Source organism: Polaribacter butkevichii, from assembly GCF_038024105.1.
GTDB lineage: Bacteria > Bacteroidota > Bacteroidia > Flavobacteriales > Flavobacteriaceae > Polaribacter > Polaribacter butkevichii.
On sequence record NZ_CP150661.1, the window covers coordinates 1 to 19,182 of the forward strand.

18 protein-coding genes are annotated in these 19,182 nt (G+C 29.7%); 5 read left to right on the top strand and 13 right to left on the bottom strand.

Going from position 1 to position 19,182, the window contains the following annotated elements; all coding sequences use genetic code 11:
- From dnaA to WG951_RS00015, 3 genes are all read left to right on the top strand, one after another.
- Positions 1 to 1,428, top strand: a complete 1,428-nt coding sequence (gene dnaA, locus WG951_RS00005) for a chromosomal replication initiator protein DnaA (protein WP_105048170.1) — start codon at positions 1 to 3, stop codon at positions 1,426 to 1,428.
- Between the two features lie 96 nt (positions 1,429 to 1,524).
- Positions 1,525 to 1,977: a low molecular weight protein-tyrosine-phosphatase gene (locus WG951_RS00010; protein ID WP_105048171.1), complete on the top strand. Its 453-nt coding sequence runs from the start codon at positions 1,525 to 1,527 to the stop codon at positions 1,975 to 1,977.
- Positions 1,978 to 2,068: 91 nt separating this feature from the next.
- Positions 2,069 to 2,773, top strand: coding sequence for an SAM-dependent methyltransferase (locus WG951_RS00015; RefSeq protein ID WP_105048172.1), 705 nt, complete (start codon positions 2,069 to 2,071; stop codon positions 2,771 to 2,773).
- 95 nt (positions 2,774 to 2,868) lie between these two features.
- On the opposite strand, the gene WG951_RS00020 is transcribed toward WG951_RS00015, so the two are convergent.
- The 7 genes from WG951_RS00020 to dapF form a co-directional block, all read right to left on the bottom strand.
- Entirely contained in the window at positions 2,869 to 3,477 is a 609-nt protein-coding gene (locus WG951_RS00020; protein WP_105048173.1) for a peptidoglycan-binding protein LysM, read from the bottom strand.
- Between the two features lie 49 nt (positions 3,478 to 3,526).
- Complete coding sequence (locus WG951_RS00025) at positions 3,527 to 4,429, bottom strand: DUF2279 domain-containing protein (RefSeq protein ID WP_105048174.1); 903 nt, start codon at positions 4,427 to 4,429, stop codon at positions 3,527 to 3,529.
- A 17-nt stretch (positions 4,430 to 4,446) separates the two neighbouring features.
- A complete protein-coding gene (gene mltG / locus WG951_RS00030) occupies positions 4,447 to 5,475 on the bottom strand; it encodes an endolytic transglycosylase MltG (protein WP_245893473.1) in 1,029 nt (342 codons plus the stop codon).
- A gap of 30 nt (positions 5,476 to 5,505) precedes the next feature.
- On the bottom strand, positions 5,506 to 6,030 hold the full coding sequence (locus WG951_RS00035) for a GNAT family N-acetyltransferase (RefSeq protein ID WP_105048175.1): 525 nt from the start codon (positions 6,028 to 6,030) through the stop codon (positions 5,506 to 5,508).
- A 123-nt stretch (positions 6,031 to 6,153) separates the two neighbouring features.
- A complete protein-coding gene (locus WG951_RS00040; RefSeq protein ID WP_105048176.1) occupies positions 6,154 to 7,443 on the bottom strand; it encodes a hypothetical protein in 1,290 nt (429 codons plus the stop codon).
- Positions 7,444 to 7,540: 97 nt separating this feature from the next.
- Positions 7,541 to 7,792, bottom strand: coding sequence for a hypothetical protein (locus WG951_RS00045; protein WP_105048177.1), 252 nt, complete (start codon positions 7,790 to 7,792; stop codon positions 7,541 to 7,543).
- A gap of 17 nt (positions 7,793 to 7,809) precedes the next feature.
- Positions 7,810 to 8,580, bottom strand: a complete 771-nt coding sequence (dapF, locus tag WG951_RS00050; RefSeq protein ID WP_105048178.1) for a diaminopimelate epimerase — start codon at positions 8,578 to 8,580, stop codon at positions 7,810 to 7,812.
- Between the two features lie 299 nt (positions 8,581 to 8,879).
- Here dapF and WG951_RS00055 point away from each other — a divergent pair, with 299 nt between their 5' ends.
- Positions 8,880 to 10,268: a S1C family serine protease gene (locus WG951_RS00055; RefSeq protein WP_105048179.1), complete on the top strand. Its 1,389-nt coding sequence runs from the start codon at positions 8,880 to 8,882 to the stop codon at positions 10,266 to 10,268.
- A gap of 344 nt (positions 10,269 to 10,612) precedes the next feature.
- Here the strand turns inward: WG951_RS00055 and WG951_RS00060 are convergent, their stop codons facing one another.
- The 3 genes from WG951_RS00060 to WG951_RS00070 form a co-directional block, all read right to left on the bottom strand.
- A complete protein-coding gene (locus WG951_RS00060; protein WP_068605326.1) occupies positions 10,613 to 10,897 on the bottom strand; it encodes a hypothetical protein in 285 nt (94 codons plus the stop codon).
- Positions 10,898 to 11,022: 125 nt separating this feature from the next.
- A complete protein-coding gene (locus tag WG951_RS00065) occupies positions 11,023 to 11,700 on the bottom strand; it encodes a ZIP family metal transporter (protein WP_105048180.1) in 678 nt (225 codons plus the stop codon).
- Entirely contained in the window at positions 11,697 to 12,422 is a 726-nt protein-coding gene (locus tag WG951_RS00070; protein ID WP_105048181.1) for a class I SAM-dependent DNA methyltransferase, read from the bottom strand. Before WG951_RS00070 ends, WG951_RS00065 begins: the two co-directional genes overlap by 4 nt.
- A gap of 178 nt (positions 12,423 to 12,600) precedes the next feature.
- Between WG951_RS00070 and WG951_RS00075 the strand changes: the two genes are divergently transcribed.
- Positions 12,601 to 13,794 (top strand): THUMP domain-containing class I SAM-dependent RNA methyltransferase, encoded by a 1,194-nt coding sequence (locus WG951_RS00075; RefSeq protein WP_105048182.1) that lies wholly within the window; start codon positions 12,601 to 12,603, stop codon positions 13,792 to 13,794.
- Between the two features lie 388 nt (positions 13,795 to 14,182).
- Here WG951_RS00075 and WG951_RS00080 read toward each other — a convergent pair whose 3' ends face one another.
- The 3 genes from WG951_RS00080 to yidC all read right to left on the bottom strand — a co-directional run bounded on the left by WG951_RS00080 (position 14,183) and on the right by yidC (position 18,999).
- Positions 14,183 to 15,205 carry a hypothetical protein gene (locus tag WG951_RS00080; protein WP_105048183.1) on the bottom strand — a complete coding sequence of 341 codons (1,023 nt, stop codon included), beginning with the start codon at positions 15,203 to 15,205 and terminating at the stop codon, positions 14,183 to 14,185.
- Positions 15,206 to 15,424: 219 nt separating this feature from the next.
- The gene (locus WG951_RS00085) at positions 15,425 to 16,579 is read right to left on the bottom strand and encodes an iron-containing alcohol dehydrogenase (protein ID WP_105048184.1); all 1,155 of its coding nucleotides are present in this window, start codon (positions 16,577 to 16,579) and stop codon (positions 15,425 to 15,427) included.
- Positions 16,580 to 17,118: 539 nt separating this feature from the next.
- Entirely contained in the window at positions 17,119 to 18,999 is a 1,881-nt protein-coding gene (gene yidC / locus WG951_RS00090; protein ID WP_105048185.1) for a membrane protein insertase YidC, read from the bottom strand.
- Between the last annotated feature and the right edge of the window lie 183 nt (positions 19,000 to 19,182).

The following is a 19,182-nucleotide window of genomic DNA, read 5'->3' on the forward strand; positions in this document are numbered from 1 at the left end:
ATGAATGTAACTGCTGACTCTGTTTGGAATGAATGTCTGTCTTTTATCAAAGACAACATAAAACCACAAGCGTATAAAACTTGGTTCGAACCAATAAAGCCAGTTAAACTTTCAGGAGAAGCATTAACAATACAGGTTCCTAGTAAGTTTTTTTATGAATGGTTAGAAGAACATTACATTAAATTATTGCGTGTTGCCTTGGTAAGACAATTAGGTAATGATGCCAAATTGATTTACGATGTAAAAATGGAAAACAATTATAGCAGTAATAGACCGCAAATTGTTAAAATTCCGAGTTCAAATAGAGATCCGTTAAAGCCACAGCGAGTTACAGTTCCTTTAGAATCTAATAAAAGAGAATTAAGAAATCCGTTTGTAATTCCAGGATTGCAAAAAGTAAAGATTGAGTCTCAATTAAACCCAAATTATAGTTTTGCAAACTTTATAGAAGGAGATTCTAATAGATTGGCACGTTCTGCTGGTATGGCTGTAGCAAATAAGCCAGGTGGAACCTCTTTTAATCCATTATTAATTTATGGTGGAGTAGGTTTAGGGAAAACACATTTAGCACATGCTATTGGGGTTGATATTAAAGATAAATATCCAGATAAAACAGTATTATATATTTCTTCAGAAAAGTTTACACAACAATTTATAGACTCTGTAAAATCAAATACAAGAAACGATTTTATTCATTTCTATCAAATGATTGATGTGTTACTTATTGATGATGTACAATTTTTATCAGGAAAAGCAGGAACACAAGATGTTTTCTTCCATATTTTTAACCATTTACATCAAAATGGAAAACAGGTAATTTTAACTTCGGATAAAGCACCTGTAGATATGCAAGATATAGAACAACGTTTATTGTCTCGTTTTAAATGGGGATTATCTGCAGAGTTACAAGCACCAGATTACGAAACTAGAATTTCTATTTTACAAAATAAATTGTACAGAGATGGTGTAGAAATGCCAGAAGATATTGTAGAATATATTGCTAAAAATATAAAATCTAACGTTAGAGAATTAGAAGGTGTTGTTATTTCTATGATTGCACAAGCTTCTTTTAATAGAAAAGAATTTTCTGTAGAATTGGCAAAACAGATTGTAGATAAGTTTGTAAAAAACACCAAGAAAGAAGTTTCTATAGATTATATTCAGAAAGAAGTTTCTAAATATTTTGATATGGATGTAGCTACTTTACAATCTAAAACACGTAAACGTCATATTGTACAAGCGCGTCAATTAGCTATGTTTTTTGCTAAAAGATTAACAAAAACATCTTTAGCAAGTATTGGTAATCAAATTGGACAAAGAGATCATGCCACGGTATTACATGCTTGTAAAACGGTAGACAACTTAACGGAAACGGATAAGCAGTTTAAAAAATACGTAGAAGATTTAACTAAAAAATTGACTTTCTAAAAAGACAATTTTTTAGTAACTTATTGATATTTAACTTTACGCTCTTAAATTTTTTAAGAGCGTAATTGTTTCTTACTTTAATCAAAAATTATTTTTATGCAAAAAATATTAATGGTTTGCTTAGGTAACATTTGTCGTTCTCCTTTAGCACAAGGAATTTTAGAGTCTAAAGTAAACTCTAAAAAAGTAATGGTAGATTCTGCAGGTACAGCAGCGTATCATGTTGGCAACCTTGCAGATAAACGTTCTATAGAAGTTGCTAAAAAATATGGTATTGATATTACGAATCAAAGAGCCAGAAAATTTGTTGTAAAAGATTTTGATGAATTCGATATTATTTTTGCAATGGATGATAGCAATTACCAAAACATACTTTCATTAGCCAGAAATAAAGAAGATGAACAGAAAGTAAGAATGATTTTAAATGAAATAGAACCTAATAAAAACCTGAGTGTACCAGACCCATATTATGGCGGTAATCAAGGTTTTGAAAACGTATATAAAATGCTAGATGAAGCTTGCAATGTAATTGTTAGTAATTTATCTTAAAAACTTTCTGTATTTTTAGCACTAAAGAAGTGAATATTTCATTTTTTTATTTGTAGAAATTCCTTAAAAATCCATTTATAAAATAGAAACAATGATTGGTAAACTGTATTTAATCCCCACCACTTTAGGCGATACTGAACCTTTAGAAGTAATGCCTTTATCGGTTAAAAAAGTAGTTGAACAAATTGATTATTATATTGTTGAAAATGAAAAATCAGCAAGAAGATTTATCAAGAAAATTTCACCTAAAAAATCACAACCATCCCTTCAATTAATGTTGTTAGATAAATATGCCGAAGAATTAGAAACTTCTAGATATTTAGATGTTTGTAAAGAAGGAATCAATGTTGGTTTACTTTCTGAAGCAGGAGTGCCTGCAATTGCAGATCCTGGAGCAAGTATTGTAAAACTGGCACACGAAAACAATATACGTGTAATTCCTTTGGTAGGACCGTCATCTATTTTAATGGCAATGATGAGTTCTGGTATGAACGGACAAAATTTTGCTTTTAATGGGTATTTACCTATTGATAAATCGGATAGAAAAAAGGCTTTAAAAGATTTAGAAAAGCTTTCTAATGATAAAAATCAATCGCAAATTTTTATAGAAACTCCTTATCGAAATGAAAAAATGTTGGCAGATTTAAAAGCCACATTATCACCCACTACAAATTTATGTATTGCAGCAGATATTACGTTGCCAACAGAATATATTAAAACCTTGATGGTTAAAGATTGGAAACATCAGCAACCAGATTTACACAAAAAACCAGCAATCTTTATTATTCAGAAATAGCTTGTATTTTATATAAAAATAACACAAAAAAGGTTTAATGTTTTCTTATAAAAGATACATAAAGCCTTTTTTTATTTGAATTAAAAGAGGTTTTTTTAAACAATAGGGTTTTGGTCTGCTTCTATATTAGAAACATCATACCCACCAAAGCTTTTTAAATAAGATTTAATGGTAGCTCCGTAAGCGTCAGAAAAACCATCCAAACCATTGCTACGTAAAAATTTTTTTACATTACCTGCACCACTTAAATGAGCTGCAGCTAATATCCCAGATTCTGTAACTTTAATTCCGTTTATAACTTTGCCAACAGAGCGTCTAATATCTTTTCTTAAAATCCATTTATTTACTTTACATAAAGCTATAAAAGCTTTTTCTTGCAATTCTGGATTATTTAAAAAGGCTTGTGTGTTGTAAATTTTAAAACGGTGTAAAGTAGTTCTACCAAATTGATATTTTCCTAAATATCCTAATGTGTTTACTACGGTATATTTTCCTTGAGATTCTTTAAAAGCCAATGCTTCTTTAAAACCTACAAAATCCTTTTGTAAATAAGGAATGTTATAATCCACAAATTTTGGAAAGGTAATTTTGTTGTTAGTACCTATTTTTTTATCAATAGACGTTGCGTTGATAAATCCTAAAAATACGATACTTAAAAATAAAAACTTTTTGATAAATGTTATTTTTCTGTTTTGCGGGTGCAAAGGTATAATCAAAAAACAATTATACTGATAATCAATATGTTAAAGTTTACTAAAAATACAGATAATGAAATTTAATTCCTTTTTTGGTATTAATTTCAAGTGTTGGAGCAGGTATTTTTATGAAGTTTACAACAGAAAAGACAGATTTTAAGAATTCCGAATTTGTCTTAATTTTGGTTAAATCTAAGTCTAAACTTAGGTAGAATTGTCTGTAAGGATTGTGTAGCGTTGTGTTTGCAGCGTTTGAGTTTCCATAAAGCATTCCTTCGGCGCCATAACCTAAAGCAACATTTAACCATTTAGGAAACGTACTTTTCTTGTTAAAAGACCAAATATTTGCAGAAAGCCAATACGTTTGTCCGTTGTAATCTTTTAAAGCTTGTTGTAAATAATTTTCACCTAAAGTATTTGGCCGTTGTTTTGCGTATTCTGTTTGATGAAAAGAGTATTTTACGGTAATACGTTGCTCTCCCCAAAGTAATTCTTGACCAATTAATAAACCGGTTCCTGTGGCATTCGCAAGAATATCTCCAGGTGATGCTCCCCATTCTTCAGAAAAACCATCTAAAATTTCTACAGCAGTTAAAAAAGCAAAACCAGAGGTTGCCCCGTAAATTAATTGATTCTTTTTAGAAACACCAGCCCAATCTAATGCTTCCATACCAATTTTACCCACATAGTAAGAAGTCATCATATGCCCAACTTTATCCATTTGTTTCCAGTCGTTATTATCATTTTTTAAATGAAAACTAGAACGTGGGTAATCTTTATACCAAAGTTGATTTAAAGCGATTAATGCACCACCCGTCATTACACTTTCTGTAATTATAATGGCATTTCTTCTCTTTGTATTTAACGTATCAGATTTTTTATAAAAGGACGCGTTTTGTGCACACAAAGAAAATGTAGAAAAGAATAGTATAAAACGGAAAATTATTTTTTTGCTTTTCAAACCTAATTATTTAAGAACTATCTATTAATTCTTTGTTTGTTCATCCAGCTATGATATTTAGCGGCATTTCTATTGTGTTGCGCAAGTGATTTTGCAAAAGTATGATACCCAATTTTATCTACACTTGCACACATATAAAAGTAATTGTGTTTTTGTGCGTTTAAAACTCCGTCTATGGCAGAAATGTCTGGCATAGAGATAAGAGTAGGAGGTAATCCTTTATTTTTATAGGTGTTGTAAGGTGAGTTAATTTCTAAATCTGCAGTTAGTACTCTTTTTACTACATAATCTTGTCCTTTAAGTTCTTTAACACAATAAATAATGGTAGGATCTGCTTGTAAAGGCCACCCTTTTTGTAACCTATTTAAGTACAAACCAGCTACTATTGGTCTTTCTACTTTTTTTGCGGTTTCTTTTTGAACTATAGATGCCAAAGTAATTACTTCTTCTTTTGTTAAATTTAAGGCTTTTGCTTTTTGCAATCTACTAGCATTCCAAAAACGATTGTATTCTTTAAAAATCTTATCTCTAAAGTTGTTGGCAGAAGTAGTCCAATAAAATTGATAACTATTAGGAATAAAAATTTGCAGCACCGATTTTTCTGTCAGGTTATTTTTTGATAAAAAATCTTTGTCTTTAAAAGAAGTTAATAAGGTAATGGAATCTGTTTCTAACTGTTCTGCAATTCTACCAGCTAATTTTTCTAGTGTATCTTGGTTGTTAAAAGAAAGTTTTACCGGTGTTTGGTTACCACTTCTTAATAAATTAATTAAATCATTATTAGACATGCCTTCTTTTAAAAGATATCTACCCGGTTTTGGTTTCGAGAAATTTTTCTTAGCAGCAACTAAAAGAAAAGTGTTTTTATTTTTAGAATAATCAGCGATTTTGTCTTTCACATCAATTAAACTATCAGAAGAATATACATATAAAACGGTGTCTTTAGTAATTGCTTTACCAAATATTTTTTGATAGTAATTATAACCTATCATACCACCAATAAAAATAACGGTAGCTATAACTGCGTATATAAATTTTTTGCTCAATGTATTTTTTAATTTTTTAGAGTTGCGAAATTACTCTTTTATCAGCTGAAATAAAACTTCATCTTTAAATTTTCCTTCGGATAAAATCCAATCTTTTTTAACACCCACTTTTAGAAAATGATGTTTGGTAAAAAGAGAGATGCTTTTAAGGTTGTTAGAAGTAATGTTAGCATACAATTGATGCACATTTAAGTATGTAAAAGCATAGGCAATTAAAAGAGATAAAGCTTCAGAAGCAAATCCGTTTTGTTGATATTTTGGGTGAATTAAAACTCCAATTCCGGCTCTTTTGTGCATTGGGTTATAATCGAAAACATCAATCATACCCAGTTGTTTTTTAGTAGAGCTTTCTTCTATTAATAAACGTAATTGTTTGGCTTCGTAAATATCTAAATGAGCATTTTCTAAATACTGTCTTAAAATAAATTTAGAAAAAGGAGTTTGTGTATGGCTAATTTCCCAAAAAGATTCATTGTTTTCTATTTGATATAGAAAGTCTAAATCTTCGGGTTCTAAAGCACGTAAGTTTATTTTTTTACCGTTTAAAGTCTTCATTTTTTCTAAAATTGGTTTTCTTAAAAGAAAATTTAATAAGCAAATAGATTATAAAATGCAAAATACGGAATTAAAAAATCTTAAACAGCTTAGAGTCGCACAGAAAGACTTTTTAATATTCGTTTAACAATCATGATATTCTTTACCAAATACTACTTTTTTTCTTGTTACTTTTTCTATTTTTAAAGCGTATTTATCAAAGAGATTACAAGCTCCATAAAAAATAGGGGAATTCTGTGTTTTAGTATTTGTTATGATTTCTAGATTCGCACCACCACTTCCTTTTGCTGGTAAAATATTTTGTATATAGAATGAATTTATTTCAGCAATATCAAATACTTGTGCCATGTTGTTACTAGAAAAGCCTATTTTTTTATTTTTATCATCAACCCAAATAATGGTGTTCTTTTTAAATTGAATATTTATTTTTTCTGGTCTTTTTTTTATGTACTTATTTTTCTTGTAATCACCAGATATTGTTATATTTCCTTGTAATAATAAGAAGTTAGAAATAACCATAACTTCTTCGTAACCTTCATTGTGTAATAATGCTGGGTATTCTCTTTTATTCTCTATAGATAAAGAAGTATAGCCACCATTAAATAGCCAATCACTGTCATACGTATAACAAATTGACAAGTGCATACCTGTTAAATTGAAATTTATATTTTTTTGATCTGCTCTTTCATATCCGTTATTCATTTTACTGCTAGCTAAATCTGTGTTTAAAATTTTCTTTAGCTGTATATAACTTTCATCCGTTGCTGTGCTATTAAAGCAATGTGTGTAAAAGTGTAGCACAGGAACATCAGTTCTAGCATTATCAAAATAAGCACTAAAATCTTTTAAAAGTATATTTCCAATACGCACAGGAGCATTAAATTTTAGTATTTTTTGTCCGTATGGCGATTTTTCAAATAATGTATTTTTATTTTTTTCTAATTCATCATAAGTAGTATCCCATGAAATGAATTGTTTGGGAGTAGATTGAATTTCAAAACCAAGGTGGTAGTCGTTATAATTAGACGTTAAGATTTTAAAAGTAGGTTGATGATTTTTTCTCCAGATTTCTTTTTTTAAAACGGTTGTTTTTGCAATGTTTTCAAAGAAAATAGGGTCATTAAAATGAAACTTGGTTGATAATTCCTGATACATTTTACTGAATCCGGTATAGGTAACAGGTATAAAATTTTGATGGTGATCAAAAAGGAAAAGATAGGCCACTTTATTATTTCTAATAGTAATGTAGGCATATTGTAAATCTTTTAAATGTACGGTACAACTATCTATTCCGCTTGTATCTGTACAAATAATTTGATTGTTTTTTATTTTAACATTTCCCTCATTACTTTCTTTCGGAAATATTTTAGAATGCTTTTTTTTGGTATTAAAAAGATTTTTAAAAATACTCATAAACGGTTTTTGTAATGAATGCTAGCATCAAAAAAATACGATCTTTTGATTTTTTTTAACAGTAACTTCATCAATAGCTATCATTTTAAAGAAACAATTATTTCTTTTTTTCATCATTTTCACGAACTATTATAAAATAGATAACATAAAGCCATCCAAAAGCACCGTGTAATAATGCATAAAGTATAGATTTATTTCTATCCCAAGAAACAACTATTGCAATTACGCTACCTAATCCAATTCCGTTTTTAAAAAAAGTTTGTTTAATTCCAGAATTTCCGTTTTCATGACTAAAACATTCAAAAGATAATAATAGTAAGAAAATTAAAATTAGTTTTATTTTAGTCATTATTTTATCCTCAAAAATCAAAAAGAAATACTCCCTTTAAAAACAAAAGTAGCAGGTCCTTTTAAAAACACATTTGTATAAACACCATTTTCTTCAGAAAAAGAGACTTCTAGATTTCCACCTTCTACAGGTAGCGAAATTAAATTGCTGGTTGTTTTACCTGTTTTATGCATGGCAATGGCAACTGCTGTAACTCCGGTTCCGCAAGCTAACGTTTCATCTTCTACACCTTTTTCGTAGGTTCTTACTCTAAAAGTAGTATCGTTTATTTGTTGTACAAAATTGACATTACTTCCAGGATCACTATAAGAATATCTAATTTCTTTTCCTTTATTAAAAACAGGAAATTGATCTAAATCAGCTACTAATTCTACATGATGTTGCGTGCCAGTATAAGCAAAAACTGAGTTTTCTTTAACGGTAATTTCATCAACATCTATCATTTTTAAAGAAATAATTCCGTTGTTAATTTCAGCTAAATGAGGTCCATCAACAGCAATAAAACGAGTTTTATCAGTAATAATTTCTAAATACTTTGCAAAAGCAACAGCACATCTACCTCCGTTACCACAGAAAGTCTGACTTCCATCGGCATTAAAATAAATCATTTTAAAATCGAAATCGGTGTCATTTTCAATTAAAATAACTCCGTCTGCTCCAACACCAAAATGCCTATCACAAAGTTTAGATATTATTGAGATGTTTTCTTTTGGGAAAGTTTTTGTTCTGTTATCAATCATAACAAAATCGTTTCCGGTTCCTTGATATTTATAAAATTCTATTTTCATTAGAACAAATATAATGAGTGTTTGGTTGGAAATAGAAAGTTTTAGTAAAATATTTTTTTTGATGAAATTTATTTTTTTTTATTTTTAGGAAGTAATTTTTAGCCTCTTAATATTAGAAATTGTGAGTAATATTTTAGAAATAAATATTTTTATTTTATTTGTATTTATAGCTAATAACTAGATGTTTAAAGGCTAAAAAAGAAGTGTTAAAAAGCGGTTAAAGTCAGTTAAAGTAGCGTTAAACAGCTTTTTTGAATTTGTTAAAATTGTATCTTTGAGTAATTAAAAATGTAAAGATTATGAAGAAAATTTTTGGTTTATTAGGAATGGCCGTTTTAGGAGGCGCAGTTGCTTTAGGTGGCTATAAAATGTTTTTTGGAAATGAGGTAATTGTAAAAAACACAGTTTCTCAACCTTTGCAAACGGTCACGGCAAGTTATAATCCCGTCCTAAATAAAGCAAGCTCAATTGCAAATTCTATCGATTTTACAATTGCAGCAGAAAATAGTGTTCATGCAGTTGTTCACGTAAAAAATACGGCAATAAGGACACAAGTAAATCCGTTAGATATGTTTTTTGGAAACAGTAATGGAGGTAGACAATACGAGCAAGTAGGTACTGGTAGTGGTGTTATTATTTCACAAGATGGATACATTGTAACCAATAATCATGTTATTGATGGAGCAGCAGATTTAGAAATTACTTTAAACAATAAGCAAAAGTACAAAGCCAAATTAATTGGTACGGATAAAGAAAATGATATTGCATTGTTAAAAATTGATGCAGATATGGATTTACCTTACATTCCATTTGCAAATTCAGACAATATTAAAATAGGAGAGTGGGTATTGGCAGTTGGTAACCCTTATAACCTAACATCTACAGTAACTGCGGGTATTGTAAGTGCAAAGGGTAGAGATTTAGAAGGAAATACAGCTATAGATTCTTTTATACAAACAGATGCAGCTGTAAATCCAGGAAATAGTGGAGGAGCTTTGGTAAATACACGTGGAGAATTGGTAGGAATTAATACTGCCATTACATCTAAAACAGGATCATTTATAGGGTATTCTTTTGCAGTACCATCTAACATTGCTAAAAAAGTAATTGATGATTTATTAGAATATGGTGCAGTACAAGAGGCTATTTTAGGGATTAATGTGGATAGCTCTAATGATGATATAGATGGAGTTAAAATTGCTTCTGTTACAGAAGATGGTGGTGCTAAAAATGCCGATTTAAAATCTGGAGATATAATTATGAAAGTAAACGATGTTAAGATTTCTAAATTCTCTGAGTTAAGAGGGCAGTTAACAGCAAAAAGACCCGGAGAAAATGTAAGTATTACGGTTGATAGAGATGGTGATGTAATTACTAAAACCGTTAAGTTAGGTAAGAAAAATTACTTTTTATCTAGAAGTTTAAATGTTACCTTAAAAGATTTAACTAAAAAAGACTTAAAAAAATATGATATTTCTGGAGGCGCAAAAATTTTGAAAAACGGGAATAGAAACTTAGATTATTACGGAGTTAAAGAAGGATATATTATTACTAAAATTAATAAAAAAGAAGTGTTAGATGCTAATGCTGCAGCTAAAGCAATAGATGCTTCTTATGGATCTGGAACCCCTATTTATATTGAGGTAATTAATTTAAAGGGAGAGGTAGAACGTTACGCTTTTAGATAAAATAAATTATTATTAGTTTTTGTTGTTCTTAGATATTAGTAGATTAATTATTACTAATTATTAAAACACTTCTAAACATTGTTTAGAAGTGTTTTTTTTTACATTGAGTTCAATTTATTGATTACTGAAATGAGATTCCATTGCTGTAAACCATGCAAATTTGTGTTTACATGAACATATCGTTGTTGTATAAGGGAAGTTGCGGTTTTGTCAGCGAGGAATTTCCGAAGGAAATTCAGAAGTTGGCAAAAATGCAACTGTCTTTGTTTAAACACTAATTTAGCAAATTTTTTTAGACGGTGTTGTACGTCGTTTTTATTTTTCAGATTATTATTTTCAAAATACTAGTTCAAAAATATAGTCAAAATAATGATTAGAATTAAGACAGTCAAGGCGAATATTATTCTTTCCTTTTTTCGTTCCGATTCCGCTTTCTTTCTAATTTCAGTTTTAATTCGAGTAAGTTCCTCTTCTGAAACTTTTTTAAAATTCAGTTTTTCAGATTCGCCACTTGAAAAATTCAAATCTCTATTATTAGATTTAAATTTCGGTTTGTTAGATGTTTTCATAGAACGATTTTGTTTCATTCTATTATTCATATCCGCAACATGTCCAGCTCCTCCGCTCATTTAATTAATTCTTTATTTTCTATTTCAGTTCCGTTTTTCTCAAATTACGTACAACAGGTAATAAGGTCTATCATTTATGAATCAGGTAAACAGTTATTATTCGTGTTTACTTGCGTTTAATTTTACTACAACGTAAAAATAGTAAGTAAAACTCCTAAAAGAATGGCTATAAACTTCTGTAAGTTAAATTTATGGTTTTCAGATCCTTCAAAAAGAATAATGGTAGAAATATGTAAAAACACACCAATAATTAATGCCGTAATTTCTGTTGCATAAGTAGTAAAGAAAGGAATCTTATCACCTAGTAATAAACCCAAAGGACTCATTAAAGCAAAAGCACTTAAAAAAATAAAGGTTATTTTTTTAGAATATTTTGTCTGAATTAAAAAGGTTGTTAACACAATGGCGATGGGTATTTTATGTACTATAATTGCCCATAATAAATTATCACCCGTATTGTGTATCGGTAAACCTTCAGAAAAAGCATGCAAACATAAACTTACAAATAATAAGGTAGGAAATTCTTTTCCATCAGAATGAATATGAATATGACCATGTTCTGCTCCTTTAGAAAAAGACTCTAAAACAGATTGAATGATAATTCCGACTAAAATAAAGATTCCTATTTTTTTATATTCCGTAGTTTCTGCATATACCTCTGGTAATAAATGTAAAACGGTAACAGATAATAAATAAGCGCCACTAAAAGCCAATAATAGACGGACTATTTTTTTACTTGGTTTTATGATAAAAACCAAGATAGAGCCAATAAAAACAGATGCTATTAAAAGTATATAACTCATTTTGCAATAATAATTAATCGATCAGAAGTTTTAGCTTCGTAAGTATTTAAATCGTAATCGCCAAAAACATTTGTAATTGTAAAACCAACTTCATTAAAGAAAGAAGTCATTTTAGCAAGGTCTAAATATTTAACACGTTCTGTATAAGAATGATTTTCTCCATCAGCAAAAAAAGAAATATGCTTTAAGATAAAACCCTCTTTAATTTCTCTTTTAATGTTAAAAGTAATGTTATCAACCGTTTTGGTTTCAGAAGTTACTAAATTCAGTCTTACTTTTTCTGCATTTAAAAAATCAAACACAAAAACACCCCCTTTATTTAACCCCTGTTTAATGTTATTTAGTATTAGAATATCTTCCTTATCATCTTCAAAATAACCAAAACTTGTAAATAGGTTAAATACAGCGTCGTACGTGTGGTTAAAAGGCTTTCGCATGTCATGTACCTTAAATTGTAAGGTGTCATTTTCAAACTTTTTAGCAGCTTTAATACTGTTTTCAGCCAAATCGCCACCACTAACCGTATACCCTAAAGAGTTTAAAAATACAGAATGACGTCCTTTACCACAAGGCAAATCTAAAATATGCGTTGTTTTTGGTAAGTTTAAAAAAGACGTAATATTCTTCATAAACAACTGCGCTTCTCCGTCATTTCTTTCTTTATATAAAGTGTGGTAATAAGAAGTGTTAAACCAATCTGTAAACCAATCTTTTGTTTTCATTTTTATAATATTTGCAATAACCAGCAGATTACTTAGATTGCTATTGGGGTTTTTTATGCATGTCCTTTATGGACTTTCAGTCTGTAAAAGTAACCAAATCTTACGTTCTGTAAAATGTATTTCTTAATTAGTATAAATCCTATTTATAAATAGTATTTTTGCAGTCAATTTTATGAGCATGAACAAAGATTTTAAAATGACAGCAACAACACTTTTCGGTTTAGAAGGTGTTTTAGCAAAAGAATTAAGAGACCTAGGAGCACAAGATGTTAAAGAAGGTGTAAGAATGGTCTCTTTTAGAGGAGATAGCGGTTTTATGTACAAAGCAAATATTGCTTTAAGAACTGCTGTAAGAATTTTAAAACCAATTAAAGTTTGTAAAATTTACGATGAAGAAGATTTGTATGAAGCGATTCAGAAAATTAAATGGGAAAATTATTTAGAAACCGAAGGTACTTTTGCTATTGGAGCGGTAGTTAACTCTAAGAATTTTACATCTAACTCGCATTATATCTCTTTAAAATCTAAAGATGCTATTGCAGATTATTTTAGACATAAATACAGTAAAAGACCCAATGTAGATTTAGATTATCCAGATTTAAAGATTCACATTCACATACAAAAAGAGTGGTTAACCGTTTCTTTAGATTCATCCGGAGATTCTTTACACAAAAGAGGGTATAGAACTGCCACAAACATTGCACCCATAAACGAAGTTTTGGCAGCAGGTATGATTTTATTATCTGGGTACACAGGTGAAGAAAATTTTATAGACCCAATGTGTGGTTCTGGTACTATTTTAATAGAAGCAGCAATGATTGCCAATAATATTCCGGCAAACATCAACAGAAAATTATTTGCTTTTGAGAATTGGAAAGATTATGATGAAGACTTGTATTTTACCATTCAAGAATCCTTATTAAAGAAAATTCGTTCTTCTCACTTTAAAATAATGGGCTTCGATAAAGCGCCATCTGCAGTAGAAAAAGCGAATGCAAATATTATAAATGCAAATTTAGACGAGTTTATAGGTGTACACCACGTTAACTTTTTCAACTCTAAAAAAGAAGTTTTTGGTAACACCACTATTTTATTTAATCCGCCTTATGGCGAGCGTTTAAATATAGATGTAGAAGAATTTTACACTAAAATAGGCGATACCTTAAAAAACAACTATCCAGGTTCTACGGCTTGGTTAATTACTTCAGATACAGACGCTTTAAAGTGTGTAGGTTTAAGAACCTCTAAGAGAATTGCTCTTAAAAACGGAGATTTAAACTGTAGGTTTGTAAAGTACGAATTGTACGAAGGAACCCGTAAGTTTAAAGAACGTAAAGAAAATACAGATACAGAAGAAGAAACAAATGATTAAGGCATTGCGAGGAACAAAGCAATCTGCTAATTATTAAAAGAACTGTTTTTTTAAACGCTTAAAGAATTAGTATTTGAAGCTATTTCCCGCTTTCCGTTATATCTTTTTGTGAAAAACAAAAAGGATGCCACTTCAATCGGGGCTAGACTTGTTTGTAAGCTTCAATAATAATTAGGCTATTCTTTTCTTAAATATAAAAATACCTTAGACAAACTGAATATAAGTCAGTTTGTCTAAGGTGTTTTTTTTCCGTTTAGCTAACCGTTGTTGTGTTATGAAAAGTTGCGATTAAAGTGAACGGCTATTTTCCGCAGGAAAATAGGAGTTTACAAAAATGCGGCTAACTTTGATTAAGCTAAAATTAAGCAATTTTTTTACACGGTATTAGTTACTGGTATTTTTTCTTTAATTGTTCAATAATTTCCTTGTATGCTTGTTCAAATTCCATTTTTTCATCGTTAAGGTACTTGTCCAAATATTCATAAATTATTCTTGAATTTTTCGGTTGATGGTCAATTTCATCATCGCCTACTTTTTTTCCATAATTTAATTCCAATATTTTAGCCGTTAATCCACGCACAATAATCTCGTCTATGTCGTGATATTCATCTTTAAATTTTTCTTGATTAACCAATGAATCAAGTTTTTGGTCATAATATTTTTTATAAAGGTGGTCAGTATAAATATGACTGTTTTCGTGAATCACAATTCTTCTGTAATCTTCGTTCCATTTCAATCTTAATGGTTTGATTGAATCATTTGGTTGGTCACATAAATAGGTCAAGAGAACCAATCTTTCATTTTCTGGATTATTTGTGAAAGTTATGGCTTTATTGGTTATTCGGTTTAATGGGTCAAAAAATATTTCAAGGTTTGTTTCTTTGTCTGTCCGATAGAATCTATTTAGTTTTTTAGTGATTTGGTTGGATTTTATGGAATCTTTAAAAGGCTTAAAATCTATATTGTAATTGTTTTTGAATTTAATTGTCTTTTTGAAATCAATAAGAAGTTTTGAAAGAGAATCTAAATGTTGTCCGTACCAACCAAACTCTATTGTAAGCACTTTAATATTTAGGTTGTCTTTTGTTTTTAAGTTTTTGTCAAGGCAAAGAGCAAGTGTTGGTAAATCCGATTTCCACACATCTCCATTTCCGATTTTTTTAACTAATGGATGATTTCTGTACTTTTTGTATGGCTCAAAATTTGTTTTGTAGAAGTCCGTTTTACAAGGTCTTAAATTGATGTCAATACTGTCCTCAAGTGCCAAAAAATAAGCAACTCTAAATAATTCCACTCTATCATCTATGGATATTGAAATCGAGCTTTCATTTGTTTCAATTTCAGGTTTTTCATGTTTACAACCTATTAAACATAATCCTAAAATTGTCAATATGTACGGAATTTTATTCATACTTGTAGCTAACGTTAAGACTGATATGACGTCGTTTTAATGACTTATATCAAGTAGTTAGCTAAGTTAGCTTTTTTGAGTCAAAAAGGCAAAAGTAGAAGTACTTGTTTTTCATTATTATAACCCCAAAAAAGTATACGTTGTACCTACTATATTTTTAAAAAATAGAACCACCATAACTTAAGGTATGGTGGTTTTATTATATAGAAAAATGTTGTTTTACATGGCAGCTTTATAAATAGCAATGGTATCTTCTAAAGTTACTTCTCTAGGGTTTCCACCAGTACAAACATCTAATAAGGCATTTTTAGCCATTTCTTCAAAATCTTCTTCTTTAACCCCCAATTCTTTTAATCCAGTAGGAATTCCAACCGATTTAGACAAGGCTTTAATTGCAGCAATTGCAGCATTGGCTCCTTGGGTATCACTCATTTCTAAGACACCAACTCCCATAGCTCTTGCAACTCTTTTTAATTTATGAGCACAAGCAGGAATGTTAAATTGTTCTACATGTGGTAATAAAATAGCATTGGCAACTCCATGAGGTAAATCGTACATACCACCTAATTGATGTGCCATAGAATGTACATAACCTAAACCTGCATTAGAAAACGCCTGACCTGCAATAAATTGTCCCCAAGCCATTTTGCTTCTAGCTTCTAAGTTTTTACCATCTACAACGGCAATTTCTAAACTTTGTGAAATTAACTTAATAGCCTCTAAAGCCAAAGCGTCAGACCAACCAAAAGCCCCTTTTGTAACATAAGTTTCTATAGCATGTGTTAGTGCATCCATACCTGTAGCAGCAGTTAAAGCAGCTGGTTTTCCTAACATTAATACAGGGTCGTTAACAGCAATAGATACTAAACAGTTTTTATCTACCATAACCATTTTAATATGGCGTTTTTCGTCTGTAATAACGTAATTTATGGTAACCTCACTTGCAGTACCGGCAGTTGTATTTATAGCTATAATTGGCAGTGATTTATGTTTAGATAAATGCACACCATCATAATCTTTAATATCACCTCCGTTGGTTGCTAAAATACCAATGGCTTTTCCACAATCTTGCGGTGAGCCTCCTCCTAGAGTAATAATAAAGTCGCAATTTTGATCTTTTAATAACTTTAATCCGTTATTTACGTTTTGGGTTGTTGGGTTGGGTTGTACATTATCAAATACTACAACTTCTATATTAGAAGCCTCCATAACTTCTATTACTTTTTCTGCCACTCCAATTTTTACCAACATTTTGTCAGTAACAAATAAGGCTTTTTTATAAGGAAGACTTTTTAGCTCTTCTCCAAGATCATTTAAAGCACCAGGACCAATTAAACTTAAAGGGGGTAAATAAATTCTTCTGTTTTGTAACATTTTATGAAATTTAAGGTTTTTTTTACAAGTTAAAAGTATTGGTATTCTTTTAAGCCGTTAATGACTATTATCATCTTTCTATTTTACCTATTTATGTTCAATTTTTATGTACTAAAAAACGTGCTTTTTGTCAGTTTTAAAGTGTATGTATTTTTCCTAATGTGTTTATGTACAAGGTTTTGTGTTGTTTTTTTTGAGATATAATAAAATTAAAATAATTTTAAAAAAAAATGAAACGAGTGTTTATAGCAACAAATAGAACATCTATAAATGATGATTTAAGTAGTAGAATGTATAATGTTACTTGGCAGTGTCTTTTTTTTATGTAGGACAACAATTTTTACCTTTCTAAAGATATGCAATATAGCGGGGTAAAGAGGTAAGTTAATTACTGTTTGTTTTGCTTTTATAGTGTGTGATAGTTACCTTTCTTTTAAAGAGTGGGGTAGAAGTAAAATTATTCCTCTAAGATTCAAACAAAAAAAAGTCCAAAACAATTAAGTTTTGGACTTTTTTAAATTGTGGAAAGGCATTGCCTTTTATTTTTTTCCTTTCTTTTGCTGCGCTTGTTGTTCTTGCGCTTGTTTCATAGCAGAATCAATTTTCTGACGGAATTTACTTTTCGCTTTTTCCGGCTTCTTTTTGTTTTCTTCTATTTGAGCATGAATTTTATCTTCATCAATAATGTAGTTTTTAATTACTAACATAATAGTAATGGTTAACAAGTTAGATACAAAGTAGTATAAACTTAAACTACTTGCATAATTGTTAAAGAAAAATAACATCATAATAGGAGAGAAGTAAATCATGTACTTCATCATTTTACCCATATCTGGCATTCCTTCTTGCGTAGGTGCTTGCATATTTGCTTGTTGGCTCTGGTTCATTTTCATGTAAAAGAAAATAGCAACAGAAGCTAATATTGGAAATAAACTTACGTGGTTTCCGTAAAAAGGAATTTTAAATGGTAAGTTGTAGATAATATCATAAGAAGATAAATCTGGTGCCCATAAAAAACTTTTTTGTCTTAATGCTAAATTTGTAGGGAAAAACTTAAATAATGCAAAGAAAACAGGCATTTGTAATAAGGCAGGTATACAACCAGATAACATGCTTACACCAGCTTTTCTTTGAATTGCCATGGTTTCTTGCTGACGCTTCATAGCGTTTTCTTTACCAGGATATTTCTCATTTAAGGCTGTTAATTCAGGTCTTATTACCTTCATTTTAGCACTCGATAAATAAGACTTGTATACTAACGGAGACATGATAATTCTAACAACAATAGTCATTAAAATAATAATTAATCCGTAGTTAGATAAAAATCCTTTTAAGAAATTAAATACAGGATAAAATACAGTTCTGTTTAAGAAACCAAAAATTCCCCAACCTAAATCGGCAGTTTGATCTAAATCTGTACCTTTAAAAGTTTTTAATAAATTATAATCACTTGGTCCGTAATACCATTTCATGTTATAATTTAACTCTCCATTTGCCAATGCTAAAGGAGTTTTTAATTCATATCGTTTTGTAAACACGGTATCTATTTCTTCATTTTTCACTAAATCGGTAGAAGTTACCGTTGCGTTATTAAAAGGTGTATCAGATAATAAAGTAGAAGTAAAGAAGTGTTGTTTATAAGAAACCCAATCTACATCATTTAAAATTTCTGAGTTACCAGGGTTTAAATGATCTACATCTTCTTCTGTTTTATAGTAAAGGTGAGAATACATGGTATTCTCTGTTTTTAAACTTTTTTCATGTCTGTAACCATCTAAAGACCAATCTAAATTAATTGGGTTAGAAGAGTTGATAACACCGCTTAAACCTTGAGAACGTACAGCAAAATTAACCATGTAGTTCTTTGGTTTTATTTCGTATCTATATTCTAAAAACTGAGTGTTAGAAACTTTCAGTTTCATAGAAACAATAGTACTTTCTCCGTTTTTAGAAATGGTAGGTGCAAAAAATAAATCTTTTGTATTTAAAATTCTATTATCTGTAGTACCAAAATTAATGTTAAAAGACGCGTTTTTGTCTTTAATCATATAAAGCGGTAAAGAATCATGTGTTTTGTAATTCTTAATTTCTGCTTCTATAATTTGTCCACCTTTATTACTAATAAGCAACTTAACCAATTCGTTTTCTAAAACAGAAGTTCCTTCAGAACCATTAATTGCGCTTTGTGCAAATGCACCTAATTTGGTAGTGTAAGCAACTTGTTTTAAAGAATCGTTTTCAAAAACAGGTGTATTCTCTACAGTAGTATTTGTGTTTTTTGTAGCATCTACAACTTGCTCGGTATTCGTAGAGTTATCAATAGTTTCATCTGGTTTGTTGGTATTCATCCAGTATAATAAAATACCTCCTAATAAAACCATTCCTATAAAAGAATTGATGTCGAATTTTTTTTGTTCCATGTGTTATTTTAAAATGTCATTTTGTCATCAAATCAAAATATTTTTTTGATATGAAGGCGACAAATGTAGTTAAAAAGCAGTTTTATATTGTTTTTACTACTTTATATTTTATACTGTTAGATAGTTCAAATAGTATTCCGTTTTTAAAATGTTTCATTGAGTGCAGTAGAATGTTTTAAGTTT